Genomic DNA, 25,811 nt, shown 5'->3' with positions numbered 1-25,811 from the left:
CAGCGGGCGCGTGAGCGCCCGCTGATCTTGTCCCTCTGTTAATGATTTTTGCGGTACCAAGGGCTCGTTTTTCCGAGCGGGCTCGTACCGCCTGTGAGCCCGCCGTGAATTCACTCCCCCTCGTCAGCATTGCCATTCCTGCGTTCAATCCGCGTTTTTTCGAGCGGACGTTGAACAGTGCCGTCAGCCAGACTTACAGCAATCTCGACATCGTCGTGTGCGATGACAGTCGTGGTGACGAGATCATGGACATCGTCAGGCTGGTCAGGGAGCAAACCGGGGCGCAGGTGCGCTACGTTCGCAACCCGCAGACCCTGGGGCTGGTGGGCAATCTGAAGGTCTGCCTCGAGCAGGCGCGCGGCGATTTCATCAAATTCCTGTGTGACGATGACCTGCTCTATTCGGCCTGCATCGAACAGCAAGCCCATGAGTTACAGCGCGAAGAAGTCAGTCTGGTGATCGCTCAACGGCTGCTGTGGGACGCCAACGACATCATTCTGCCGGCCCGTCTGGAAAACAGCTCGCTATCACCCGTGAGCGCGTTGCTCAAAGGCGACGATGTGCTGAGCATTTTCGAAAAATTCCCGGTCAACGTCCTCGGCGGCTTCAGCAGTGCGTTGTTCCGGCGTGCCGATGTCGCCGAACTGTTGCCGGCGCTCACTGAAGAGGGTGCATGTTTCGTTGCGACCCTGGATTTTGCCTTGTATGTCTGTCTGCTGCGACGCGGCAACATGGTGACGTCCAACAATGTTCTGAGCGCCGAGCGACTTTACCCTGAGCGTTTGAGCGCGCAGCAACCGATGAAGGATGCTGCCGAGGTTGAGCGCGAGTGGCTTTCGCAAATGCTCAAAGTGCGCAGCGGCGAGTCGGCGCCCGCGAAGGGCTGGGTTCGCTACGTGCGACTGACCAAGGCCGACGAGTTGCCTCGCGTTTGGGACGAACTGCCGCTGAGCCGTACCTTGGGTACCAAGCAAAGCCGCCAGGAAATGGGCGTGGGTGTCGACAGCTTCAGTTTCGGCGAGCTCTATGCGCAGTGGCTGGCGTGTCGGGTGCTGACCGAGACGCAGCGAAAATGGTTGCCGGAGACCCTTGCGGGCTGGCCGCAGCAGCCGAGAATCGTGCCGATCGTCATCGATGCGCAGGGTAGCCGCGACGGGCTTGAGCGCACCCTGCAAGCGCTCGCTGCCCAGGACTATCCGCCGGAGCTGGTGCTGGTACTGTCCGTCGCCTGTACCGAAGCGCAGTTGCAGGATCGGGTATTCCACATGCCGTTGCAGGATGACGGTCTGGAGCAGATCAATACGCTGTTGCCGCAACTCGAAGGCGCCGACTGGTTCTATCTGCTGCAACCGGGCGATCGCCCGGTGGCACCGGCATTGCTGGTGATGGCCGATCGCATCGCGCATTCGCGGTCGCTGACGTGTCTGTACAGCGATGAAGGCAGCCTGCGCGACGGCGAATCGGCGGAGCCGGCGTTCAAACCGGACTTCAACCTCGACCTCATGCGCAGTTATCCATACGTCGGCCGAGCGCTGGCATTCCAGCGCGAACGCTTCCTCGCGCTCGGTGGGTTTGCGCCAACATTCGCCGAACTGGCGCCACACGACATGCTGTGGCGGATGGCCGAAAGCGATGGTCTGCACGTCATTGGCCACGTCGCTGAAGTACTGCTGGAGTCCAAGTTCGACCTGTCGCAATGGCTCACCGAGCCTGGTGTGGTGGAGCAAAGTCCGCGCATTCTCGAGGCGCATCTGCAGCGCCTCGGCATTGCTCATGAAATCCGCCAGAACGGGCCGCTCAATCGTGTCGACTACCGCCACGCGCAGCGCCCTCTGGTGTCGGTGATCATCGTCACTCAGGATCAGACTGCCGCCTTGCAGCGCTGTGTCGAAACGCTGCTGGAGAAAACCGCCTACACCGAGTACGAGTTGCTCCTGGTCGACAACGGCAGCGAAAGCGCCGAAGCGCTGGCGTGGCTGGACGGCATGGCGCAGCTGGGCAGCGACCGGATTCGCGTGCTGCGGTGTGCGCAGAAGGACAATGCCGCTGCCGTGCACAACTTCGCCGCACGCCAGGGGCGCGGTGAGTATGTGCTGCTGCTCAATGCCTTTGCGGTGATCACCCAGGCCGACTGGCTCGACGAACTGCTCAATCATGCACAACGCCCTGAAGTCGGGGTGGTGGGCGCCAAGCTGTTCAACCCGGACGGTGGCGTGCTGCACGCCGGCCTGATCCTGGGTCTGAATGGGCCGGCGGGACTGCCGTTCTATGGCCAGCCGATGCAGTCGGATGGGTATATGCACCGACTGCAGGCTGTGCATGATCTGAGCGCGGTCGGTGGCGACTGCCTGATGATTCGCAAATCGGTATTCGAAGCGGCCGGCGGCCTGGACGAGCAGGATTTCAAGCAAACGCTCAATGTCGTGGATCTGTGTCTGCGCATTGGCCGCGACGGTTATCTGGTGGTAATGAACCCGCACGCCGTGCTGGCGGTGGGCACGCAGCCAGTTATCGCGGCGACGGAGCAAGAGCAAGCGCAGCACGCCGAGGAGAAGGACACCTTCTATCAACGCTGGCTACCACTGGTTGCGCGCGATCCAGCCTATAACGTCAACCTGACGTTGCAGGGCGTAGGCGCCACCAACTTCAGTCTCGAACCGGGCCTGCGTACCGGCTGGAGTGCCTTCTCCAAGGCACAACTGCCGAACGTGCTCGCGGTCCCGATCAACGCTTCTGCCATCGGTCACTACCGCATGAGCCAGCCATTGATCGAGCTGGAAGCAGCCAACCGCGTGGAAGGGCGAATCTGCTACGGCTTGCCGTCGATCATCGATATCGAGCGTCAGTCGCCCGATGTGATCGTCCTGCAGGGGCGCTACTCGGAGCACGCCATCGATGAAATCCCGCCGCTGAAGAAATTCTTCAATGCCCGACGGATTTTCGAACTCGATGACTATGTGATCGATGTTCCCCATCGCAATGCGCACATTCGCAATATGCCGGGCAAGTCAGACATGGAGCGTATGGTGCGCCGGGCGATTGGCTTGTGCGATCGCGTGGTGGTCTCGACCGCGCCGCTGGCCAACGCGCTGTCGGACATGCATCACGACATTCGCGTGGTGCCGAACATGTTGGCCAAGGATCTGTGGGGGCATCTGCGCAGTCAGCGCCGCACCTCGAAAAAACCGCGTGTCGGCTGGGGCGGCGGCACCAGTCACCATGGCGATCTGGCGGTGATTGCCGAGGTGGTACGCGAACTGGCCAACGAAGTCGACTGGGTGTTCTTCGGCATGTGCCCGGATGACTTGCTGCCGTACATGCACGAATTTCACGGTGTGATCCCGCTGGATGTGTATCCGGCAAAACTGGCCAGCCTGAACCTTGATCTGGCTCTGGCACCGTTGGAGTTTCACATCTTCAACGACTGCAAGAGCAACCTGCGCCTGCTGGAGTACGGCGCCTGCGGCTATCCGGTGGTCTGCACCGACACCGAGGCCTATCGCGGTTACTTGCCGTGCACACGGGTCAAGACCAACACGACCGATGAGTGGCTGCAAGCGATCCGCATGCATCTGGCTGATCCGGATGCCAGCTACCGCATGGGCGATGAATTGCGTGAAGTGGTGCTGCGCGACTACGTGCTGCGCGGCGATAACCTGCGGCATTGGGAATACGGCTGGCTGGCAGATTGATCTGTCGCAAGGCTTCATTTGAGGCGATCTCTCGGGTCGCCTTTTTTACAGGCTCAACGATTTGTTCGAGTCGATCAGGCGAGGGAATGCGCGCTGTCCAGGCAATGCCCGCACTGACGGATCCGGTTTCAACAACAACGCAAGGAAGATGTGATGACAGTCGTGAATGGAACGAGTGAAGCGGACGTCCTGTCGGGCACCGACGGCAATGACCAACTCTATGGACTGGAGTCGGATGATGTCCTCCTGGCAAGTACGGGATCGGATGAGCTTGATGGCGGGGACGGCTTCGACACTGCGAATTACTACGCAATAACCTCTGGGATCAATGTCCAGTTAGCCACTGGTGCGGCCACCGTCGCCGGCCCCGACGGCAAGCTCGATACGCTGGTGTCCGTTGAGAAGATCGTCGGGACCTTTTCCAACGATACGTTCAGCAGTTCGGTAGCTGGCGTGACGCTGGAAGGCAGCAGTGGTGACGATGTCTACATTGTCAGCGCCGAAGACGTGACCATCGTCGAGCAGGACTGGGCCGGCTACGACGAACTGCGCACCAGCCTCAACAGCATCAAGATGGCTGGCTTCGTCGAGAAGCTGACCTTCACGGGGACCGGTGATTTCAAGGCTTACGGCAGTGACACCGACAACGAGATCATCGCGGGTGCCGGTAACGACTGGCTGTGGGGTGGTGACGGTGCCGATCATTTCGTTGGGGGGGACGGTTACGACACCGTCAGCTACAGCGACAGCCTTGAAGGGGTGCGAGTCGAAGACTTCACCAACTACGACGGCCTGACCATCGCCTATGGCGATATCTTCACCGGCATCGAAGCGCTTCAGGGCTCGGGCTTCGATGATGTGATTTATCGTCACAAGGACTCGATGAGTATCGATGGTGCGCAGGGCTACGACACTGTGAGTTACCGCTACGCCTTCGACGTAGCCAATGTCGTGATTGGCAATGGCAGCAACCTTGCAGGTGACACGCTGCTCAACGTGGAAGAGGTTATCGGTTCCTCAGGCGCCGATCGTTTTGTCGTCAACGCCAGCGGTGTGAAGGTGGCTGGCGGTATCGGTGATGACGTTTATACGATCAACAGCACCGGTGTGACTGTCGAAGAAGACGACAGCTTCATGGGCGGTACCGATCATGTGTACACCAGCCTCTCCGAGTTGAGGCTGAGTGCGTTCGTTGAGCTGCTGACCTATACCGGCAGCAGCGATTTCACCGGTTACGGCAATGACGGCGACAACACGATCGTTTCCGGGGCCGGGAACGATGTGCTGCTGGGCGGGGCGGGGGCCGATAACTTTGAAGGTGGCGCCGGTATCGACATCGTCAGCTATGACGACAGCGCTGAAGGCTTGAGCGCCTCGCTGAATTGGGGGGTGCAGAGCGGTATCGCCTTCCATGACGTCTACATCGACATCGAAGGCCTGCGCGGCAGCCAGTTCAATGATGTTCTGGAAGGGGAGTGGGGCGACAACGTCCTTGAAGGCGGTGGTGGTGACGACCAGATTCAGGGTGGCGAAGGCAACGATCATATCTACGGTGGTCTGGCGTCCGGTCTCGATGCAGCCGGGCAGTCCGACACCTTGTTTGGTGGCTTGGGCGATGACGTCATCATAGCTGCGCGCGACGGTCTGTTTACCTGGGTCAGTGGCGATGAAGGCAATGACAACATTACCCTCGGACGAGGCGTGGCCTATGGTGGGCAGGGCAATGACGTGTTGATCTTCAACGGCGCCGGCCCGTCGAGCGTGGGCGGCAGCGGGTTTGGCGAGCAGGGCGATGATACCTATGTGGTGGACACGTCGGCGTTGGTGACGATCAAGGATGAAGGGCTGGATGCCCACGACACGCTGATTCTGAACACGATCGCTGACGCCAGTCAGTTGAGCGTGACCCGTGTTGGCGATGATGTTTATCTGCACAGTGCCAATGACGGTAGCAGTGGCGTACCGGACAATGGTGTGCGGCTGGTGGACTGGTATGCGGGATTTGCCACCATCGAGCATGTTCAGACGGCCGATGGTCAGGTCTTTGAGCTGCCTGCGGGTGGTGATGGGTTTGCCATGTTCGGGTAGTTGTCGGGGGCTTTGAAAGAAGGGATGAATCTTTGGGTTCGTCCCTTTTTTGTTTTGGCCTTGGCGGCCTCTGGGCCGACCAGGCGCTTGGGTTTTTGGGTGAATATCCGTTTTTTTTGGTGTGGCGGCTGGCGGTTTCGCCCTTACGGCGAGTCACCTTTTTCAAACGCCAAAAAGGTAACCCAAAACGCTTGCTCCTGCGTTCGGCCCTCGCAGGCTCGGGTCCCTTCGCTGCGGGATCGATCCGGGCGCAGCGGCTACGGTTTGCTTCGCTGCACCTACGTCCGCTGTGTACGACTTCGTCGTACGGTCGCTGCGCTCCTACGCCCGGATCGGTCCCTCCACTCAGCCTTCCGACGTCGCCGGTGACGCAAGATCAAGAGCACTCGAGCTGGCGCTCATTGTTGAGTGGTTAGAAGCGCCGCATGGCTTGAGATTTTCGGTGGACTCGCCCCTCACCCCAGCCCTCTCCCGAGGGAGAGGGAGCCGATTTGTGAGCCGTTCAAAACTTGAGTTCGACTCGGTATTTCGAGTCGGCGTAGTCCTCGCATCCACCAGTCCCCTCTCCCTTTGGGAGAGGGTTAGGGTGAGGGGCTTTTGATTTTGCTCCGGCTTGGTGTTCATCGTTGCCAGTGATTTTGGAGCTGGCGCGTTTCCTGCAAGTCCCCCTCAAATCGCCATAAAACGAGCGCTCGCGGTTATTTCACCTGAGCCCGGAACGGCAAAAGGTGTCGCCGCAAGGCCCGCAACGCTCAACAAAGCCATGCGCAGCCCGCTGCAGAACAAGAGGGGAGACGATGAAGGCAGTAATTTTGGCGGGTGGCCTCGGCACGCGCATCAGTGAAGAGTCGCACCTCAAGCCCAAGCCGATGATCGAGATTGGCGGCAAGCCAATTCTCTGGCACATCATGAAGCAGTATTCCGCCCATGGAATTCACGACTTCGTCATTTGCCTGGGCTACAAGGGCTATGCGATCAAGGACTTCTTCGCCAATTACTTCCTGCACACCTCCGACGTCACTTTCAACATGCGCGAAAATCGCATGGACGTGCACCAGAACTACAGCGAGCCCTGGAGCGTCACCCTGATCGACACCGGTGAAGAAACCATGACCGGCGGTCGTCTGTTGCGCGCCGGCCGTTATTTGCAGGATGAAGAAGCGTTCTGCTTCACCTATGGCGATGGCGTTTCCGATATCAACATTGCTCAACTGGTCGACTACCACAAAGCCCACGGGCGTCTGGCGACCGTCACCGCGGTGCAGCCGCCGGGCCGTTACGGCGCCCTTGAGCGTCAAGGCGATCAAGTGCTGGGCTTCACCGAAAAACCCCGCGGCGATGGGGGCTGGATCAATGGCGGCTTCTTCGTGCTCTCGCCAAAGGTGTTGCCGTACATCGCCGATGATGCCTCCACCTGGGAAGCCGAGCCGTTGGCGCGTCTGGCTGCAGACGAACAGTTGAAAGCCTTCGAACACGAAGGTTTCTGGCATCCAATGGACACCCTGCGCGACAAGAATCATCTCGAAGCGCTGTGGCAGAGCGGGGAGGCCCCATGGAAGCAATGGGCCTGAGTGCAAATTTCTGGCGCGGCAAACGCGTTCTCGTCACCGGACACACCGGTTTCAAAGGCAGCTGGCTGACCCTGTGGCTGCAAAGCCTCGGCGCGCAAGTCAGCGGCTTTTCGCTGGACCCGTCGACCGAGCCGAGCCTGTTCCAACTGGCGCGAGTCAGCGAGGGCATCAACGATCAGCGCGGTGACTTGCGCGATCTCGGCGCCTTGCTGGAAATCATTGCCGACACCGAGCCGGAGATTGTTCTGCACCTGGCCGCACAGCCATTGGTGCGTGAAGGTTATCGCGATCCGCTCGGTACTTATTCGAGCAACGTCATGGGCACGCTGAACCTGCTCGAAGCGATTCGTCAGGTCGGTGGCGTTCGCGCCTGCGTGCTGGTGACCACCGACAAGGTCTACGCCAACAAAGAATGGCTGTGGCCGTACCGCGAAGACGAAGCCCTCGGTGGCCACGACCCGTACAGCAGCAGCAAGGCCTGTTGCGAGCTGTTGGCGCAGTCCTATGCCGCGTCGTTTTTCCCGGCGGACAAGCACGCCGAGCATGGCCTGGCCCTGGCCACCGCGCGTGCCGGCAACGTGCTGGGCGGCGGTGATTTTGCCCCGGAGCGACTGATTCCCGACGTGCTCAAAGCCTGGAGTGCAGACGAACCGGTGACCCTGCGTTACCCGCAAGCGGTGCGCCCATGGCAGCACGCGCTGGAACCGCTGGCGGGTTACCTGCAGTTGGCCGCAGGTCTTTATGAGCAAGGCCCGGAATATGCCGGTGCGTGGAATTTCGGCCCCGGTGAGGCGGACATGTGCAGCGTCGGCGAAGTTGTCGAATTGCTCGCCAGCCGCTGGCCGCAGGCGCGCGGTCTGCGCATTGAAAAAAGCGAGTTGCATGAAGCCGGTCTACTGCGTCTGGACAGCAGCCGCGCCCGCCAGTTGCTAGGCTGGCAGCCACGCTGGACTTTGCAGGAATGCTTGACCCAGACCCTCGACTGGCACTTGGCGTGGCAGAACGGCGATGACATGCGCAACGTCACCCTCGGCCAACTGAAACTGTACCGAGGCGCGCTGTGAGCGAGATCTCCTTGAAGGCGTTGCCACTGGCCGGGCTGTTCAGCGTCCGGCACAAGCGTTTCGAAGATCAGCGCGGGCACTTCGCCCGGCTGTTCTGCGAGGGCAGCCTGAGTGCGTTCGGCAGCGAATTTCATATCCGCCAGATCAACCATTCCTGCACGCGCGAAAAGGGCAGTGTGCGTGGGCTGCATTATCAGAATGCCAACGCCCCGGAAGCCAAACTGATCACCTGCCTGCGCGGCGAAGTCTGGGATGTCGCGGTGGATCTGCGTCCTGACTCGGAAACCTTTTTGCACTGGCACGCCGAGCACTTGAAGGCGGGCGATGGCCGCAGTCTGTTGATACCGGCGGGGTTCGCCCACGGTTTCCAGACCCTCAGCGAAGACGCCGAACTGCTTTACCTGCACAGCGCCGATTACGCGCCGGAGCATGAGGGCGGTATGTCGGTGCACGACCCACGGCTGGCAATTGCCTGGCCGTTGCCTGTCAATAATTTGTCAGCGCGGGATTCCAGCCATCCCGCGCTCGATCAACACTTTGCTGGAGTGCGTCTATGAACTGCCGTGGGTGCGCTGCACCGCTGAGCCTGCCGCTGATCGACCTCGGCACCTCGCCACCGTCCAACGCCTATGTACATGCCGATCGGCTGGAGCAGGCCGAGCAGTGGGTGCCGCTGAAGGTTGCCGTGTGTCAGCAATGCTGGCTCGTGCAGACCGAGGATTACACCCGCGCCGACAGCCTGTTCGACGCCGAGTACGCCTATTTCAGTTCGTTCTCCAGCACCTGGCTGGCCCACGCTGAGCGTTATGTCGCCGAGATGGTCGAGCGCTTCGGTCTCAACGCCGACAGCCGCGTAGTCGAAGTCGCCGCCAACGACGGCTATTTGTTGCAATACGTCGCCGCCCGCGGGATGGCCTGCCTGGGCGTCGAACCAACCCGCAGCACAGCGCAGGCGGCACGCGAGAAGGGCCTGGAGATTCGTGAACTGTTTTTCGGTCGTGACACCGCCGCGCAGCTGCAAAGCGAAGGCTGGGGCGCTGACCTGATGGCGGCCAACAACGTGCTTGCGCATGTGCCGGACATCAACGATTTCCTCGGCGGTTTTGCCACGCTGCTCAAGCCGAGCGGCGTCGCCACGTTCGAATTTCCGCAATTGCTGACGCTGATGGCCGGCGCGCAGTTCGACACGCTGTATCACGAACACTATTCCTACCTGTCGTTGACCGCCGTGCAGACTTTGTGCGAGCGCAATGGCCTGGAAGTCTTTGACGTCAGCCAGTTGAGCACCCATGGCGGCTCGCTGCGGGTGTTCGTGCAGCGCAAGGACGGCGAGCGCCGAGCGGTACAACCGGCCGTTCAGCAACAATTGCAGGCCGAACTCGACGCCGGGGTGAAAACCGCCGAGTACTACGCAACCCTCGCGCCCGCCGCTGAACGCATCAAGCATGAACTGCTGCGCTTTCTGTTGCAGGCCAAGGCCGAGGGCAAACGGGTGGTCGGTTACGGCGCGGCCGCCAAGGGCAATACCTTGCTCAATTACGCCGGGGTCAAGCCGGACCTGCTGGCCTGGGTCGCGGACGCCAACCCGCACAAGCAGGGCAAATTTCTGCCGGGCAGCCGCATTCCGATCGTGGCGCCGGCGCAGATCGACATCGACAAGCCGGACTACGTGCTGGTGCTGCCATGGAATCTGCTGCACGAAGTCAGTCAGCAACTGGCGCAGGTTCGTCAGTGGGACGGGCGTTTCGTGATCGCCGTGCCTGAGTTGAAAGTGCTGTGAAGGTTTTGGTCACGGGCGCCACGGGTTTTGTCGGTCGGCATCTGGTTGCCGCGTTGCTGGCGCGCGGCTGCGCAGTGCGTGCGGTGGCGCGTAATGCGCAAACCGCGCAAGGCATGCCGTGGATCAACGACGTCGAGTTCGTCGCCGCGGATATTCATGCTGCTGACCTCGATGTCGGCGCGTTGACCGCTGGCATTGATGCCTTGGCGCATCTGGCCTGGCCGGGTTTGCCGAACTATCGGGCGCTGTTCCATTTCGAGCACAACCTGATGGCCGATTATCGCTTTATCAAAAGCGCAGTCGAGGCCGGCGTAAAGCAGGTTCTGGTCACCGGCACCTGCTTCGAATACGGCATGCAAAGCGGCCCGCTCAGTGAAACAACCGAGCCACGCCCGAGTAATCCTTACGGTCTGGCGAAACATACGCTGCACCTGTTTCTGCAGAATCTGCAGCAGGAACGGCCGTTCACCCTGCAATGGGCGCGGTTGTTCTATTTGCACGGCGAAGGGCAGAACCCCAACAGCCTGCTCGCAGCACTGGACCGGGCGCTCGATGCCGGTGAGGCGTCATTCAACATGTCGGCCGGTGAGCAGTTGCGCGATTTTCTGCCGATCGAAAAGGCAGCCGGTTACCTCGCCGCAATCGTGCAAAAACCGCATTTCAACGGTGTGATCAATTGCGCCAGCGGCCAAGCGGTTTCGGTGCGCGCGCTGGTTGAGCAGCGTCGACGCGAACGCGGCGCGACGATCGAATTGAACCTTGGTCATTACCCTTATCCGAGCCACGAACCGCTGGCGTTCTGGGCGGTGACCGAGCGCTTGCAACAGTTACTGGGAGAGCCGCAATGAGGCACGAGTTGTATCGGGTCACCGACCTGCCGGTGTTGCAGAATCGCACCTTTGCCGACGCGGATTCGGCGCAGGCGTCGGCGAGTGCCGACATGCTGTTGGTGCAGGACGAGCACAGCGGTCTGATCTTCAATGCCGCGTTCGATGCCGACAAGCTCAACTACGACGCCGATTACCAGAACGAGCAGGCGCATTCCGGCCAGTTCCAGAAGCACTTGAACGACGTCGAAGGCATTATCGCCAGGCACTTCAAGGGCCGGGAACTGATCGAGGTCGGTTGCGGCAAGGGCTATTTCCTCGAACTGCTCAAGGGCCTGGGCTACTCGATCACCGGCATTGACCCGGCTTACGAAGGCGAGAACGCCGACGTGATCAAGGCACCGTTCACCCGTGGCCTGGGGCTGGCCGCCGATGCCATCGTTCTGCGCCATGTGCTGGAGCATATCCAGGACCCGGTGAGCTTCCTCGCCGTGATCGCCGAGGCCAATCAGGGCGGGCAGATCTACATCGAGGTGCCGTGCTTCGACTGGATTCTCGAACACAAGGCCTGGTTCGACCTGTTCTATGAGCACGTCAATTACTTCCGCCTCGATGACCTGCGCCGTCTGTTCGGCAGCGTGCACGAGGCTGGTCATCTGTTCGGTGGCCAATACCTGTACATCGTCGCTGACCTGGCAACCTTGCGCCTGACTCCGCAGCAACCGGTGCCGCGCCTGACGTTGCCGGATGGCTTCACCGCCAGCCTCGACCGCGCGGTGCAGATCATTCAGTCCGCCCCCGAGCAGGGCTCGGCGATCTGGGGCGCTTCGTCCAAAGGCGTGATCTATTCGCTGTTCCTGCAACGTGCCGGTGTCGCGGTGGACCGCGTCGTCGATATCAACCCGGCCAAGCAGGGGCGCTATCTGCCGTTGAGCGGTGCGCGGGTGTCGTCGCCGCAAGAGGCGATGGATGCGCTGCCCGAAGGCGCCAACCTGTTTGTGATGAATTCCAATTACCTCGAAGAGATCAAGCGGATGACCGGTGGACGCTACGTCTATCACGCCGTCGACAGCGCTTCGTTCCAGTGACCCTTGAGATGACCAACATGACCGACTACAGCATCAACCAAGCCTTCGAAGCCGAGTGCCGCGAGCAGATCGCCCAACAGGGTGATGACCCGAAACTGACCGGCCTGGCCCGCGATTTCTTCAACGAATCGGCCCGGCACAAATACAGCTACCACTTCTCCTGGATGGGCCGCCCGATCATCCAGCTGCCGCAAGACATGATGGCCATGCAGGAGATCATCTGGCAGGTCAAACCGGACCTGGTCATCGAATGCGGCATCGCCCATGGCGGTTCGATCATTTACTACGCCTCGTTGCTGGAGCTGCAAGGCCACGGCGAAGTGCTGGGCATCGATCTCGATATCCGTGCGCACAACCGCGAAGCGATCAAAAGCCATCCGATGGCCAAGCGCATCAAGATGATCGAAGGCTCGAGCATCGATGCAGGCATCGCCGCCCAGGTGCAAGCGGCGGCCAAGGGCAAGAAAGTCATTCTGGTGCTCGACTCCAACCACACCCACGATCACGTCCTCGAAGAGCTGCGTCTCTACGCGCCGCTGGTGTCGGTCGACAGCTATTGCGTGGTGATGGACACCGTGGTCGAAGACATGCCGGCCGATTTCTTCCCGGATCGTCCGTGGGGCCCGGGTGACAACCCGAAAACCGCCGTCTGGAAATACCTGGAAGAAAACCAGGATTTCGAGATCGACCGGCAGTTGCAGAACAAGCTGCTGATCACCGTGGCGCCGGATGGCTATCTGCGCCGCGTTCGTTAATTCGCAACATCCCCAAAGCGTTATCTCGGCGAGTCGCCGGTTGTGGAGAGAAGTTATGCAAGGCAAGTACAGTTCTGCACTGACGCTACCGCTCAACGAGTTGTTGACGGTGGTGCTGATTACTCACAATCGACCGGCGTTCCTGCGCCGTGCGGTGAAGTACTACAGCAGCTTGCCCTGCCGGATCATGGTGCTCGACTCCACGCCGGAACGTCCGGAAGGCGATTTTTCCGCCGTCGATTATCATCACGTGCCGCAATTCGCCTACTGGGGTATGCAGGCCAAACTGGCCTATGGCGTCGAGCAACTGACCACGCCCTATATGGTGCTGGCGGCGGATGACGATTTCATCGTGTTCGATTCGCTCTGCGAGTCTGTCGGCTTTCTTCAGGTCAATCGTGACTACGGCATGTGTCATGGCTATTGCCTGATGTACCTGGCGAAGGCCGATGGCGTGAACTACTACCGCCGCGACAAGAAGGTTCAGGAAGACTATTGCTCCGAGCGCGCGCAGGACCGCGTCATTGACTACATGAGTCAGTACATTCCGCCATTTTACGCGGTGACCCGTACCGACCTGATGAAAACCTGGCACTCGACATTGCCGCCGGGGACCAGTTTTCAATGGCAGGAAATCGGTCACGTGTATTTCCTGCTGGCCAGCGCCAAGGCACGGATCCTGCCAATTCCTTATGTGGTGCGTGAGATCAACTACGGCGTTTCCGATCACAATACCGATGTGTATCACTCGCTGACCTATCTTGATGCGAAGTCAGTCGCCGAACGAGAGGCGTTCGCCGATTTCCTCGTCTCGCTGCCTACCGGTATTCAAAACCTCGATGCAGGGCAGGCCAAGGCATTTGCTCTGGAGAGCTTTGCGGCGATGGCCGAGAGTCTGGCGGTCCGTCGGGCGTTGACTGCCGAGCTGATTTTCGAGTCGACCTGGAATCAGCAATTGCGCCGGCCTGATCGGCGTTTCGGCCCACTGCAGTACGTCGAGATGCCGTTCTACAACCAGGCGTTTTTCGATCTTCTGGAACAGTTTGAATTCATGATGCACACCCTGCCGGCGGGCCGCCTTCAGCTGGAAGGGCTGGAAGGCGTATGGACGCGTCAGGCGCATCTGCTCCAGGCGCGCAATAACGATACGCCGGAGAGTGTGATCGACCGGTTGTGGCAGGCGCATGATCTGAATGCGTTCAATCAGGTCGTTGCCAAGCGTCTGGCCGCGCAAATGCAAGTGCTCGGTGACGAGACGGCGGCGCAAATGCATGAATGGATCGCCCGCCTCGAGGCACTGACGGTCGACGATCATCAGCTCACGTTCGACAAGATGCAATCGGGACGTTTGTTGAATTGGCTGGCTGCACGCGCACCGGCCATCGAGCAGCTCGAGTCGATCAGCCAGCACGTGGCTGCTGAAGGGGGTGGCCCGCAGTTCGGTATCTTCCTGCTTGATCTGGACAACGACATCGACAAGTTGCAGGTGTCGCTCGACAGCCTGGTCGAGGGGCACTGCAAAGCATTCAGGATTGTCGTGTTCACCACCGGTGAAGCGCCGGCAGCGACCACTGCGCAGAACACCTTGCACTTTGTCCGTGTCACGCCCGGCAATCTCGTCGACAAACTCAACCAGAGCGCTCAGCAGTCGCCGAGCGACTGGCTGATGTTGGCTCAGGCCGGTGATGAGTTCACCGCCAGCGGCCTGTTGCGCGCCAGCCTTGAACTGATGGCTGCCCAAGGTGTGCGTGCTGTCGCCACCGATGAAATACAGCGCAAGGAAAACGGTGCGCTGGTCGACGTGTTCCGCCCCGGTTTCAATCTGGATCTGCTGCAAAGCGTGCCGTCACTGATGGCGCGCCATTGGTTGATCCGGCGCCAGGTGCTGCTCGAGGTTGGCGGGTATCAGGCCGATTTCAGCAAGGCGCTGGAATTCGATCTGTTGTTGCGCATCATCGAGCAGGGAGGCCTCGACGGCCTCGCGCATCTCGACGAGCCGCTGTTGATCACCGAGCGGGCGCCGCTGGAGGAAAACACCCACGAACGCCTGGCATTGCTGCGCCATCTCGGCAATCGCGGCTACAAGGCCAAGGTTACTTCGCAGACGCCGGGCACCTGGCAGATCGATTATCGCCACACCGAGCAGCCACTGGTTTCGATCATCGTGCCGGTCATCGATGATTTGCCGGCGCTGCGTCGCTGCCTGGAAGGCGTGCTTTTGCGGACCCGTTACAACCGCTATGAAGTGCTGCTGGCAGCCAACGCCAATCAGTCGGCAGCCGTCAATGACTGGCTGGGCACGCTGCGCCATGCCAAGGTCAACGTGTTGCGTGCCGATCAGCCGTTGAGCGAGGTCGCGTTGTACAACGCCGCCAGCGAGCAGGCCCAGGGCGATTATCTGGTGTTGCTGGCCGCTGACAGTGAAGTGGTCAATCCGAACTGGATCGACTCGCTACTCAATCACGCTCAGCGTCCGGAAGTCGGGATCGTCGGTGCCAAGCTAGTCGACCGCGACGGCAAGGTCTCGCACGCCGGTTTGATTCTGGGTCTGAACGATGGCGTGGGCTCACCCTTCGTCGGCGAGAAACACAAGGCCGAGGGTTACATGCAGCGTCTGGTGGCCGAGCAAAATTATTCGGCTGTCTCCAGGGTCTGCATGATGGTGCGCAAAGAGCTCTATAGCGCCTTGGGCGGGCTGGATGAAGCGACTTTTGCTGAAGGTTTCGCCGATGTCGACCTGTGCCTCAAGGCCGGTCAGTCCGGTTACCTCACCGTGTGGACGCCTCTGGTGCAAGTGCTGCACAACGGCGAGCTGGCACAGCAGCCAGCGGCACTGGCGACGCTGCGTGAAAAATGGCCCGACGCCTTCGCGCACGACCCGGCCTACAACGCCAACCTGGCCCTGACCGGCAAAGGTTTTACCCTGGGCGAAAGTGCCCCGATCAACTGGGCACAGTTGCTCGCTTAAGCTCGCCGGACAGGAATCAGAACATGTTCAACGGTAAATCGATCTTCATCTCCGGCGGCACCGGCTCGTTCGGGCGCAACTTCATCCGTCGCTTGCTGGAGCAATACCAGCCCAAGCGCGTGGTGGTGTTCTCCCGCGACGAGCTGAAACAGTACGAGATGCAGCAGACGTTCAACGCGCCGTGCATGCGCTATTTCATCGGCGACGTGCGTGACGCTGATCGCTTGCGGCAGGCCATGCGCGGCATTGACTACGTGGTGCATGCTGCCGCGCTCAAGCAAGTGCCGGCTGCGGAATACAACCCGACCGAATGCATTCGCACCAACGTCAATGGCGCGGAAAACATCATCGCCGCGGCCATCGACAACGGGGTGAAAAAAGTCGTGGCGTTGTCCACCGACAAAGCAGCCAGCCCGATCAATCTGTACGGCGCGACAAAGTTGCTCTCGGACAAACTGTTCGTCGCCGCCAATAACATTGCCGGCGAGCAGCAGACCCGCTTTGCCGTGGTGCGTTACGGCAATGTCGCCGGTTCGCGCGGCTCCGTGGTGCCGTTTTTCAGTAAGCTGATCGCCGATGGCGCGCAGGAGCTGCCGATCACCGACGAGCGCATGACGCGTTTCTGGATCACCCTCGACCACGGCGTGCAATTCGTCCTCGACAGCTTCGCGCGGATGCACGGCGGCGAAGTGTTCGTGCCGAAGATTCCGTCGATCCGTATCGTCGATCTAGCGCGTGGCATGGCCGAGCATCTGCCGCACAAAAAAGTCGGCATCCGTCCCGGCGAAAAACTCCACGAGCTGATGGTGCCGCTGGACGATGCGCGCATGACTCTGGAATTTGAAGATCACTACACGATTCAGCCATCGATTCGCTTCACCAGCGTCGATGTCGATTTTGCCGTCGACAAACTCGGCGAGCGTGGGCGCACGGTGAGCGAAGATTTTGAGTACCGCTCCGACACCAACCCGCAGTTTCTCTCGGTCGGGCAGATCGCCGACCTGCACGCGAAACTCTCGGCATGATCCCCTACGGTCGGCAAAGCCTCGATCAGGCGGACATCGATGCAGTGGTCGCGGTGCTGCAATCGGACTGGCTGACCCAAGGGCCGACCATCGAACGCTTCGAACAGGCAATGGCCGCACGTTGCCAAGCGGATTTCGCCGTGGCGGTGTGCAACGCCACCGCCGCGCTGCATATCGCCTGTCTGGCGGCGGGGCTGGGGCCGGGCGATCATTTGTGGACCACGCCGAACACCTTTCTCGCCTCGGCCAACTGCGGGCGCTATTGCGGCGCTGAGGTCGATTTTGTCGACATCGATCCGCTGACCTGGAACCTCGACGCGGTGGTGCTGGCGGCGAAGCTGGAACAGGCCGAGCGCGACGGCACGTTGCCCAAAGTGCTGGTCGCGGTGGCGTTCTCCGGGCAGAGCTGTGACATGCGGCGCATCGCCGAACTGGCTGAGCGCTATAACTTCACCGTGATCGAGGATGCCTCGCACGCCGTCGGCGCCAGCTATGGCGGGCGCCCGGTCGGGTGCGGCGAATTTGCCGCGATGACGGTGTTCAGTTTTCATCCGGTGAAAATCATCACCAGCGCCGAGGGCGGCATGGTCCTGACCAATCGCCCGCACCTGGCCGAGCGTCTGCAACGCCTGCGCAGCCATGGCATGACCCGCGATGCGCAGCAGATGACCGAGCCCAGTCACGGGCCTTGGTACTACCAGCAGATCGAGCTGGGCTTCAATTATCGGATCACTGATCTGCAAGCGGCGCTGGGCCTGTCACAGTTGGATAAACTGGACGGATTCATCGCCCGGCGCCGCGAACTGGCGGCGCGCTATGATCGCTTGCTGGCGTATTTGCCGGTGACGTTGCCGAGCCCGCAGGAAGAGGCGGAGTCTGCCTGGCACCTGTATGTGGTGCGCTTGCAGACCGAGCGCATCAGCCTCAGTCATCGTCAGGTCTTCGAAGGGTTGCGCGCCGCCGGTATCGGCGTGAATCTGCACTACATTCCCGTGCATTTGCAGCCTTACTATCGCGACCTGGGTTTTGCCGAGGGTGATTTTCCCGAGGCTGAACGCTACTACGCTCAAGCCATCAGCTTGCCGCTGTACCCCTTGCTGACTGATGAGCAGCAGGATCATGTAGTCGAGCAACTGCGCCGACTGACCGAAGGATGACCGCTGCGGCGGTGGACGAGACTGTGCAATGCGCGATCTGAGCGAGCAGGAAAGGTTCTGGCAGGGTGAGTTCGGCAACCAGTACGTTGAGCGCAACGTCGGTCAGGCGTTGGTGGCGGGCAATCTAGGGTTCTTCGCCAAAGCGCTGAGCCGCGCGGGGCGTGTCGACAGTCTGCTGGAGCTGGGCACCAACGCCGGCAACAATTTGCAGGCACTGCGTCAGCTATTGCCGCGTTGCAAACTGTTCGGGGTCGAGATCAACGAAACCGCGTGCGCGCAGGCGCAGGCGCTGGACATTGCGCAGATCTGGCACGGCTCGTTGTTCGATTTTGCCGGCGAGCGTCGCTACGATCTGACCCTGAGCAAAGGCGTGCTGATCCATCTGGCTCCCGAGCTGTTGCCGCGCGCCTATGCGCAGCTTTACGAGCTGAGTCAGCGCTACATCCTGATCGCCGAGTATTACAATCCGGCGCCGGTGGAAATCGCCTACCGTGGCAACAGCGGCAAGCTGTTCAAACGTGATTTCGCCGGGGAAATGCTCGACCGCCATGCTGACTTGCAGTTGGTCGATTATGGCTTCGTCTATCACCGTGATCGGCAGTTTCCGGCCGACGACATCACTTGGTTTCTGTTGGAAAAACGCCCTTGAGCAACGTCGCAATCATCCCCGCCCGAGGCGGGAGCAAGCGCATCCCGCGCAAGAATCTCTTGCCGTTCGATGGCGTGCCGATGATTGCCCGCTCGATCCGCACGGCGCTGGATTCAGGTTTGTTCGAGCAGGTCGTGGTCAGTACCGACGATGCCGAGATTGCCGAGGTCGCGAGGGCGCACGGTGCGCAGGTACCGTTCATGCGCCCGGCCGATCTGGCCGATGATTTCACCGGCACGGCGGCGGTCATCGTTCACGCGCTGGAGCAGTTGCCGTCGTTTGAATTCGCTTGCTGCATTTACGCCACTGCACCGCTTTTGCAGGCACGCTATCTGCGTCAGGGTTTGGAGTTGCTGGAGCAGCATCCTGATCGATCATTTGCGTTCTCGGTTTGCAATTTCGCGTTTCCGGTGCAGCGTGCGCTGACCGTAGACGGGGAGGGCGCCTTGATGGCGTTATATCCCGAGTTTCGCAATACCCGCTCGCAGGATCTGCCCGAGACGTATCAGGATGCCGGGCAGTTCTATTGTGGGCGTAGCGCAGCGTGGCGGCGCGGTGACGTGCTGTATTCGCCAGCCAGCCTGCCGGTGATCCTGCCGCGCTACTTGGTTCAGGACATCGACACGCCCGAAGACTGGAAACGCGCCGAATACCTGTACGCGGCGCTCAAGGCCGGCGGAGAACTGACATGAGAGTGCTGATCCGCGCCGACGCTTCGCCGACCATCGGCAGCGGCCACATCGCCCGTTGCCTGACCCTGGCGCGGGTCCTGAAACAGCAGGGCAGCCATGTCGCATTTGCCTGCCGGCGGTTGCCCGGGCATCGACTGGATGCCTTGAGTGCCGAGGGCTTCGAGACCTTCGCGCTGCCCGAGCGCTATCGCGATGAAGACCCGCTGCAGGCCATCGAATCGATGCTGCCGTGGCAGTTCGACATCGATGCGCTAGGCCAGTGTCTGGACGGTCAGGCGGAGTTCGACTGGATCATCGTCGACCATTACGGCCTCGACCATCACTGGCAAACCGCGGCGCGGCGCTGGGCGCATCGCATCGCGGCGGTGGACGATCTGGCCACCCGGCGTTACAGCGTCGATCTGCTGCTCAATCAGAATATGTCCGGGCTCAGCGAAAACTATGCGCCGCTGCTGCCGGCGGGATGCCGAACCTTGCTCGGTCCGCGCTATGCGATGTTGCGCGAGGAATTCGATTGCGCAGCGATCGAGATCAAACCGACGGCGCGCCGGGTAGTGGTCAACTTCGGCGGCTTCGATGCGGCGATGCAGACCCACCATGCGATGCTTGCCCTGGCCGACTTCAACGAACTGCAAGTGGACTTCGTTGCCGGCGCCGACAACCCGGCGTGGGCCCAGATGCAGACACTGGCCGAGACGCGGCCGAACTGGCGCCTGCACAGTTTCGTCAGCGATTTTTATCAGCGCATGACCGAGGCCGATCTGTTCATCGGCGCGGGCGGCGGTACCAGTTGGGAACGTGCAGCGCTCGGGTTGCCAACGATCTGCATCGCGGTGTCGAACAATCAGCAGGCCAACGGTGAGGTCATGGCCGCTGCGGGCGCGCATGTGTTTCTCGGCGCCCGTGAGCAAGTCAGCGTTGAGCAATTGCGCGATGCGGTCGGCTTCGTTGCCAATAATTTTTATCTGCGCCAGGGCCTGGCCGAACGCTCGCGACAACTGGTCGATGGCCGCGGAGCCGAGCGCGTTGCAGCAGCATTGGCCGGGGCGGTGCTGAAGCTGCGCCCGGCAACGCTGGACGATGCGCAGTTGCTGTTCGACGGGCGCAATGCCGAAGCGGTGCGGCGCGGGTCGCTGGATTCCAGCGTGATCGACTGGCCGCAGCATCTGGACTGGCTGACGGCGAGTCTGCGCAATCCGCAGCGGCTGTTGTTGATTGCCGAGGCCGACGACGGTGCCGTCGGTGTCGTGCGTTATGACCTGCGCGGGTTCGACGCGGAGGTTTCACTGTATCTGCTTGAGGGGCGCATCGGTCTGGGCTGGGGCAGGGCGCTGCTGGCGCGGGGCGAAGCGTTCGTCACGATGCACTGGCCGCAACTGCAAGCCATCAACGCTCGGGTTTTGCCGGGCAACAGCCCGTCGTTGAATCTGTTTCGTGACGCAGGCTTCAGCCAGGAGGCCTGCGTGTTCACCCGTGTTCTGAAGGATCAATCGCATGACTAGCTTCAAGATTGGCAATCGCTCGATCGGTGCCGATGCGCCGCCGTTCATCATTGCCGAGATGAGCGGCAACCATAACCAGTCGCTGGAGCTCGCCCTGCAGATCGTCGAGGCCGCCGCCCGGGCCGGGGCGCATGCCTTGAAGCTGCAAACCTATACCGCCGAGACCATGACCCTGGACCTGTCCGAAGGTGAATTTTTCATCAAGGATCCGGGCAGCCTGTGGGCTGGCACCTCGCTGTATGAGCTGTACGAAAAAGCCCACACGCCGTGGGAATGGCACGCGCCGATTTTTGCTCGGGCCAAAGAATTGGGAATGCTCGCGTTCTCGACACCGTTCGATGACAGCGCGGTGGATTTTCTCGAAAGCCTCGATGTGCCGGCTTACAAGATCGCCAGTTTTGAAAACACCGACCTGCCGCTGATTCGTCGTGTGGCGGCTACCGGCAAGCCGTTGATCATTTCCACCGGCATGGCCAGCGTCGCCGAACTGGATGAAAGCGTGCGTGCCGCACGCGAGGCCGGCTGCAAGGATCTGGTGCTGCTCAAGTGCACCAGCACCTATCCGGCGACCCCGCTCAACAGCAACGTGCGCACGATCCCGCATCTGCGGGAACTGTTCGGTTGTGAGGTCGGGCTGTCCGACCACTCGATGGGCGTCGGTGTTTCGGTGGCAGCGGTGGCGCTGGGTGCGACAGTGGTTGAAAAACATTTCACCCTCGACCGTTCGGCCGGTGGCGTCGACGCCAGTTTTTCCCTGGAACCGGCAGAAATGGCCAGTCTGGTGGTGGAAACCGAGCGTGCCTGGCAGGCCATGGGCCAGGTGCATTACGGCGTCACCGAGGCCGAGCGCAAGTCGCTGGTGTATCGTCGTTCGCTGTATGTCACCGCCGACATGGCCGCCGGTGACACCTTCAGTCGCGACAATCTGCGCGCGATTCGCCCGGGTCTCGGTCTGCCGCCCAAGCACACCGACGCCGTCCTTGGCCGCCGCGCCCGCGCGCCGATCAAGCGCGGCACGCCGCTGGACTGGTCGTTGCTCGAATAAGCCGATCTGCACCGATTCGGCTAAATAGCGTGACCTGCGAGTCATAACGCGCATCTTCACTGTATTGTATTGATCGGGGAGATGGCGCCTGGCCCGTATTGCGGTTCCAGTGATAGCCCTTGGCGCTCCCCGTGGCTGCCCGTTGTGGCGGCCATTTGCTGTTTGTCGGCGCCCCTCGAAATCCTTGCGAGCGGTGGTCTTGGGCTGTTTTTTATTGGGAAGCCGTAATGATTGGCATAAAAAGCATTGCGAGCTACGTTCCTGTAGCCGGCGTGGACAATTACGCACAAGGTGCAAAATTCGAGAAGGATGAAGAATTCATCCTTGGCAAGATCGGCTCGGCATTCCTGCCGCGCAAAGACGCTGAACAGGAAACCTCCGACCTGTGCGTGGAAGCGGCCAATGCGCTGTTTGCCAGCAACCCGGAACTCAAACGTGAATCGATCGACGCGCTGATCGTCGTCACCCAGAATGGCGACGAAGAAGGCCTGCCGCACACCGCAGCGATCGTGCAGGACAAGCTGGGTCTGCCAACAAACGTAGCGGCGTTCGACATTTCCCTGGGCTGCTCCGGTTATGTCTATGGCATCTACGCGATCAAGGGCTTCATGGAAGCCGCCGGCCTGAAAAACGGCCTGCTGATCACCGCTGACCCGTATTCGAAAATCGTCGACCCGGAAGACCGCAACACCACCATGCTGTTCGGCGACGCCGCCACTGCAACCTGGATGGGCGAAGACCCGACCTGGGCGCTGGGCAAGGCCAAGTTCGGCACGGACGGTTCCGGCGCACCGCACTTGAAAGTCACCGACGGCGTGTTCTTCATGAACGGCCGTCAGGTGTTCAACTTTGCCCTGCTCAAAGTCCCGGCGCATTTGCACGAACTGCTCGATGATTCCGGCCTCAAATCCGATGACATCGATGCGTTCTGCATTCACCAGGGCAGCGCGGCGATCGTCGATGCCGTGGCGCGACGTTTCGAAGGCGAGCCGGAGAAGTTCATCAAGGACATGGTCGAGACCGGTAACACCGTGTCGTCGAGCATTCCGTTGCTGCTGGAAAAACATGCGCTTGATTCGCAATGGCAGCGGGTCGCGCTGAGCGGCTTCGGTGTCGGTCTGTCGTGGGGTTCGGCGATCATCTATCGTCCCTGATCGACACAAAAACAGCGGATACAAAAATAGCGTTCAAGGTTAACCTTGAACGCTATTTTTTTGCCTGATACGGAGCGCGAGGCGTCATGAGCGAGTTTTTTCAAGCCAATGCGCAGGTGTTGCAGCGGCGCTGGCCGGCGCTGTTCGAGCGCTTGTTGGGCGAGGACAGCGCAGACGTTGCCGCAGAACTGGTGCACGGGCTCGGCTCGACGCTGAGCGTCAATGGCGTGCAACTGACCAGTCGCCATGACCGCCTGCATGAGGCGGGGGTACAAGCGGCGAGCCTTCCGGAAAAACCGCAACTGCACGTCTATGGCACCGGCCTGGGCGATTTGCCCGGTGTGCTGCTGGAGCGTGCCGGTCTTGAGCGCTTGTACGTGCATATCCTCAATGGCGCACTGTTCGCACTGGTGCTGCAACTGCTCGATCAGCGCCATTGGCTGGACGATCCGCGCGTCGAGTTGTTTTACGCCGACGACCATTCCGACTTCTTCACGCCGTTTTTCGCCCTGCCGGCGGAGTTGCTGCTGGCCGATGACAGCAATGCGAAGATTCGCGATCGACTGGTCAACGAAATCCATCTGACGTTCAACAACCGTGAGTTCGATCCGCAGTCAGCGCAGATCCAGCAGCGCTTGCAGGAATGCCTGCCGGTGTTGCTCGGCGATGCCGATGTGGCGCAACTGTTCGGTAGCTGCGCCGGGCGGGAAATCTATGTGATTGCCACCGGGCCGAGTCTGGAGCAGCACTTCGCAAGTCTGGCGGCGATCCGCGAACGTGCCGAGCGGCCTCTGTTCATTTGTGTAGACACCGCTTATCGCCCGCTGCGCGAGCACGGGATCGCGTCTGACCTTGTGGTGAGCATCGATCAGCGCATCGGCTTCCGGCATCTGCCTTTCGAGCAATCCGATGGCATCCCGCTGGTGTACCTGCCGATGAGCGATCCGACGGTATTGCAGGCGTGGAAGGGCAAGCGTTACGGCGGCTATTCCGCGAGCCCGATCTACGCGGACTTGCGCGAGCGATACCCGCGCGGCCAACTGCACGTGGGCGGCAGCGTGATTCATCCGGCAGTGGATCTGGCGGTGAAGATGGGCGCTGCGACGATCACCCTGTTTGGCGCTGACTTCGCTTTCCCGATGAACAAGACTCACGCCGGCTGGGATGACGGCGATCTCGGGCCACCGGTGAGTCAGGCGCGGCACTGGGTGCGCGACGGCCACGGGCAGCGGGTCAGTACGCAGCTGAACTTTCGCGGATATCTGTGTGTGCTGGAGCGCTACATCGCTGCGCATCCACAGGTCGAGTTTCTCAACAGCAGTCGATCCGGGGCATTGATCGCCGGAACCGCGTTCAACCCGGAGTTCGTGCAATGAATGCCCTGAGCCACTGCATGAAACAGTGCCGCGACACTGCAGCGCTGTTTCGCTTGGGCCGTGATGTCGAAGCGGCGCTGGGCATGGTCGATGTCTTCGAATATGCCCAGCAGTGCCTGGCGTCTGCCTCTGTAGATACACAGCAACAGTGGGCGCAGGTGTTGACGCAAATGTTCGAATGTCAGGAGCGTCAGGACTGGCTGGCCCTGGCCGATTATATGGAATACGAACTGGTCGATCTGCTGGAAAGTGTTGCGGCCTGAACAGGCCGATGGCGCTGGCCCGCCGCTTTGCGCAGCAGGCGGTTTTATGGCGTCAGTTTTTCGCGGTTGGATGGCGGCTAAGTCTTTGTTTTCTTGGGGGTGGCGTGGTGATGGCAAAATTTTTTCAAAAAGCCCTCAAGCAACCTGCAAACCCGACGATAACTATTACGAAGGTTCTCTAGGCCATACCCGGCGGTTGCCAGGGCCGGAAGCCGCAGTACCCAACCAACGAGGAATTCGTCATGGCTTTAACAGTAAACACCAACACCACATCGTTGAACGTTCAGAAAAACCTGAACCGCGCTTCCGACGCTCTGTCGACTTCGATGCAACGCCTGTCTTCCGGCCTGAAAATCAACAGCGCTAAAGACGACGCTGCCGGCCTGCAGATCTCCAACCGTATGTCCTCGCAGATCCGCGGTAACACCCAGGCCATCCAGAACGCCAACGACGGTATCTCCGTTGCCCAGACCGCTGAAGGCGCTCTGCAAGCGACTACCGACATCCTGCAGCGTATGCGTGAACTGGCTGTTAAAGCCCGTAACGGTACCAACGGCACTGCTGACCAGACCGCTACCAACGCTGAATTCGCTCAGATGTCCGACGAGATCACCCGTATCTCGGCTTCGACCAACCTGAACGGCAAAAACCTGCTGGACGGTTCGGCTGGTACTGTGACCCTGCAAGTGGGTGCAAACACCGGTTCGGCTAACCACATCGACCTGGTACTGAGCTCCAAGTTCGACGCCGTCAGCCTGTCTGTTGGCAGCGGCACTGTGGTACTGACCGGCGCCAGCCCTTCTGACGCTGCCGTTGCCATCGACAGCGCGATCACTGCAATCGACGCAGCTATCGCTAACATCGGTGCAACCCGTGCCAGCCTGGGTGCTTCGCAAAACCGTCTGACCAGCACCATCCAGAACCTGCAGAACATCACTGAAAACACCACCGCTGCTCAGGGTCGTGTACAGGACACCGACTTCGCCGCTGAAACTGCTAACCTGACCAAGCAGCAGACTCTGCAGCAAGCTTCGACCTCCGTACTGGCCCAAGCCAACCAACTGCCTTCCGCTGTACTGAAGCTGCTTCAGTAATTCGGATCGAGTTTAAGCGGG

21 protein-coding genes are annotated in these 25,811 nt (G+C 60.7%); all 21 read left to right on the top strand.

Going from position 1 to position 25,811, the window contains the following annotated elements:
* Window positions 1-104: 104 nt before the first annotated feature.
* Entirely contained in the window at window positions 105-3,692 is a 3,588-nt protein-coding gene (locus BLU24_RS21165) for a glycosyltransferase (protein WP_093103537.1), read from the top strand.
* A 153-nt stretch (window positions 3,693-3,845) separates the two neighbouring features.
* Window positions 3,846-5,780, top strand: a complete 1,935-nt coding sequence (locus BLU24_RS21160; protein WP_093103534.1) for a calcium-binding protein — start codon at window positions 3,846-3,848, stop codon at window positions 5,778-5,780.
* A 797-nt stretch (window positions 5,781-6,577) separates the two neighbouring features.
* Entirely contained in the window at window positions 6,578-7,351 is a 774-nt protein-coding gene (gene rfbF, locus BLU24_RS21155; RefSeq protein ID WP_093103530.1) for a glucose-1-phosphate cytidylyltransferase, read from the top strand.
* Window positions 7,333-8,415 (top strand): CDP-glucose 4,6-dehydratase, encoded by a 1,083-nt coding sequence (gene rfbG / locus BLU24_RS21150; protein WP_093103526.1) that lies wholly within the window; start codon window positions 7,333-7,335, stop codon window positions 8,413-8,415. Before rfbF ends, rfbG begins: the two co-directional genes overlap by 19 nt.
* Window positions 8,412-8,972: a dTDP-4-dehydrorhamnose 3,5-epimerase family protein gene (locus BLU24_RS21145; protein WP_093103523.1), complete on the top strand. Its 561-nt coding sequence runs from the start codon at window positions 8,412-8,414 to the stop codon at window positions 8,970-8,972. Before rfbG ends, BLU24_RS21145 begins: the two co-directional genes overlap by 4 nt.
* Window positions 8,969-10,195, top strand: a complete 1,227-nt coding sequence (locus tag BLU24_RS21140; RefSeq protein ID WP_093103520.1) for a class I SAM-dependent methyltransferase — start codon at window positions 8,969-8,971, stop codon at window positions 10,193-10,195. The genes BLU24_RS21145 and BLU24_RS21140 overlap by 4 nt, the downstream gene beginning before the upstream one ends.
* On the top strand, window positions 10,192-11,043 hold the full coding sequence (locus BLU24_RS21135; protein ID WP_093103517.1) for an NAD-dependent epimerase/dehydratase family protein: 852 nt from the start codon (window positions 10,192-10,194) through the stop codon (window positions 11,041-11,043). Before BLU24_RS21140 ends, BLU24_RS21135 begins: the two co-directional genes overlap by 4 nt.
* A complete protein-coding gene (locus BLU24_RS21130) occupies window positions 11,040-12,110 on the top strand; it encodes a class I SAM-dependent methyltransferase (protein ID WP_093103514.1) in 1,071 nt (356 codons plus the stop codon). The genes BLU24_RS21135 and BLU24_RS21130 overlap by 4 nt, the downstream gene beginning before the upstream one ends.
* 17 nt (window positions 12,111-12,127) lie before the next feature.
* Entirely contained in the window at window positions 12,128-12,865 is a 738-nt protein-coding gene (locus tag BLU24_RS21125) for a cephalosporin hydroxylase family protein (protein ID WP_093106880.1), read from the top strand.
* Between the two features lie 55 nt (window positions 12,866-12,920).
* Complete coding sequence (locus BLU24_RS21120; RefSeq protein ID WP_093103511.1) at window positions 12,921-15,833, top strand: glycosyltransferase family 2 protein; 2,913 nt, start codon at window positions 12,921-12,923, stop codon at window positions 15,831-15,833.
* A 23-nt stretch (window positions 15,834-15,856) separates the two neighbouring features.
* Window positions 15,857-16,858 (top strand): UDP-N-acetylglucosamine 4,6-dehydratase (inverting), encoded by a 1,002-nt coding sequence (gene pseB / locus BLU24_RS21115; protein ID WP_093103509.1) that lies wholly within the window; start codon window positions 15,857-15,859, stop codon window positions 16,856-16,858.
* Window positions 16,855-18,015, top strand: a complete 1,161-nt coding sequence (gene pseC / locus BLU24_RS21110) for a UDP-4-amino-4,6-dideoxy-N-acetyl-beta-L-altrosamine transaminase (RefSeq protein ID WP_093103507.1) — start codon at window positions 16,855-16,857, stop codon at window positions 18,013-18,015. The genes pseB and pseC overlap by 4 nt, the downstream gene beginning before the upstream one ends.
* 28 nt (window positions 18,016-18,043) lie before the next feature.
* Window positions 18,044-18,664 (top strand): pseudaminic acid biosynthesis-associated methylase, encoded by a 621-nt coding sequence (locus BLU24_RS21105; RefSeq protein WP_093103504.1) that lies wholly within the window; start codon window positions 18,044-18,046, stop codon window positions 18,662-18,664.
* On the top strand, window positions 18,661-19,356 hold the full coding sequence (gene pseF, locus BLU24_RS21100; RefSeq protein WP_093103501.1) for a pseudaminic acid cytidylyltransferase: 696 nt from the start codon (window positions 18,661-18,663) through the stop codon (window positions 19,354-19,356). Before BLU24_RS21105 ends, pseF begins: the two co-directional genes overlap by 4 nt.
* Window positions 19,353-20,858: a UDP-2,4-diacetamido-2,4,6-trideoxy-beta-L-altropyranose hydrolase gene (pseG, locus tag BLU24_RS21095; protein ID WP_093103498.1), complete on the top strand. Its 1,506-nt coding sequence runs from the start codon at window positions 19,353-19,355 to the stop codon at window positions 20,856-20,858. Before pseF ends, pseG begins: the two co-directional genes overlap by 4 nt.
* Window positions 20,851-21,903: a pseudaminic acid synthase gene (gene pseI, locus BLU24_RS21090; RefSeq protein ID WP_093103495.1), complete on the top strand. Its 1,053-nt coding sequence runs from the start codon at window positions 20,851-20,853 to the stop codon at window positions 21,901-21,903. The genes pseG and pseI overlap by 8 nt, the downstream gene beginning before the upstream one ends.
* A gap of 227 nt (window positions 21,904-22,130) precedes the next feature.
* Entirely contained in the window at window positions 22,131-23,057 is a 927-nt protein-coding gene (locus BLU24_RS21085; protein ID WP_093103492.1) for a ketoacyl-ACP synthase III, read from the top strand.
* Between the two features lie 86 nt (window positions 23,058-23,143).
* Window positions 23,144-24,433, top strand: coding sequence for a motility associated factor glycosyltransferase family protein (locus BLU24_RS21080; RefSeq protein ID WP_093103489.1), 1,290 nt, complete (start codon window positions 23,144-23,146; stop codon window positions 24,431-24,433).
* Window positions 24,430-24,696 carry a hypothetical protein gene (locus BLU24_RS21075; RefSeq protein ID WP_093103486.1) on the top strand — a complete coding sequence of 89 codons (267 nt, stop codon included), beginning with the start codon at window positions 24,430-24,432 and terminating at the stop codon, window positions 24,694-24,696. The genes BLU24_RS21080 and BLU24_RS21075 overlap by 4 nt, the downstream gene beginning before the upstream one ends.
* Window positions 24,697-24,704: 8 nt before the next feature.
* Window positions 24,705-24,878, top strand: a complete 174-nt coding sequence (locus BLU24_RS27695; protein WP_157720867.1) for a hypothetical protein — start codon at window positions 24,705-24,707, stop codon at window positions 24,876-24,878.
* Between the two features lie 60 nt (window positions 24,879-24,938).
* Window positions 24,939-25,790, top strand: coding sequence for a flagellin domain-containing protein (locus tag BLU24_RS21070; RefSeq protein ID WP_073472782.1), 852 nt, complete (start codon window positions 24,939-24,941; stop codon window positions 25,788-25,790).
* Window positions 25,791-25,811 lie beyond the last annotated feature (21 nt).

It is taken from the genome of Pseudomonas sp. Z003-0.4C(8344-21) (assembly GCF_900104975.1).
In the GTDB taxonomy this organism is placed as follows: Bacteria; Pseudomonadota; Gammaproteobacteria; order Pseudomonadales; family Pseudomonadaceae; genus Aquipseudomonas; species Aquipseudomonas granadensis.
Note: the sequence above shows the minus strand (reverse complement) of the source record. Positions and strands in the feature narration are given on the sequence as shown.

Coding starts and splice junctions, on each gene's coding strand:
- BLU24_RS21070 (WP_073472782.1), top strand. CDS start 24,939: ATGGCTTTAACAGTAAACACCAACACCACATCGTTGAACGTTCAGAAA.
- BLU24_RS21085 (WP_093103492.1), top strand. CDS start 22,131: ATGATTGGCATAAAAAGCATTGCGAGCTACGTTCCTGTAGCCGGCGTG.
- BLU24_RS21120 (WP_093103511.1), top strand. CDS start 12,921: ATGCAAGGCAAGTACAGTTCTGCACTGACGCTACCGCTCAACGAGTTG.
- BLU24_RS21160 (WP_093103534.1), top strand. CDS start 3,846: ATGACAGTCGTGAATGGAACGAGTGAAGCGGACGTCCTGTCGGGCACC.
- BLU24_RS27695 (WP_157720867.1), top strand. CDS start 24,705: ATGGCGCTGGCCCGCCGCTTTGCGCAGCAGGCGGTTTTATGGCGTCAG.
- pseI (WP_093103495.1), top strand. CDS start 20,851: ATGACTAGCTTCAAGATTGGCAATCGCTCGATCGGTGCCGATGCGCCG.
- pseC (WP_093103507.1), top strand. CDS start 16,855: ATGATCCCCTACGGTCGGCAAAGCCTCGATCAGGCGGACATCGATGCA.
- BLU24_RS21130 (WP_093103514.1), top strand. CDS start 11,040: ATGAGGCACGAGTTGTATCGGGTCACCGACCTGCCGGTGTTGCAGAAT.
- BLU24_RS21125 (WP_093106880.1), top strand. CDS start 12,128: ATGACCGACTACAGCATCAACCAAGCCTTCGAAGCCGAGTGCCGCGAG.
- BLU24_RS21140 (WP_093103520.1), top strand. CDS start 8,969: ATGAACTGCCGTGGGTGCGCTGCACCGCTGAGCCTGCCGCTGATCGAC.
- BLU24_RS21075 (WP_093103486.1), top strand. CDS start 24,430: ATGAATGCCCTGAGCCACTGCATGAAACAGTGCCGCGACACTGCAGCG.
- pseB (WP_093103509.1), top strand. CDS start 15,857: ATGTTCAACGGTAAATCGATCTTCATCTCCGGCGGCACCGGCTCGTTC.
- rfbG (WP_093103526.1), top strand. CDS start 7,333: ATGGAAGCAATGGGCCTGAGTGCAAATTTCTGGCGCGGCAAACGCGTT.
- pseG (WP_093103498.1), top strand. CDS start 19,353: ATGAGAGTGCTGATCCGCGCCGACGCTTCGCCGACCATCGGCAGCGGC.
- rfbF (WP_093103530.1), top strand. CDS start 6,578: ATGAAGGCAGTAATTTTGGCGGGTGGCCTCGGCACGCGCATCAGTGAA.
- BLU24_RS21080 (WP_093103489.1), top strand. CDS start 23,144: ATGAGCGAGTTTTTTCAAGCCAATGCGCAGGTGTTGCAGCGGCGCTGG.
- BLU24_RS21105 (WP_093103504.1), top strand. CDS start 18,044: ATGCGCGATCTGAGCGAGCAGGAAAGGTTCTGGCAGGGTGAGTTCGGC.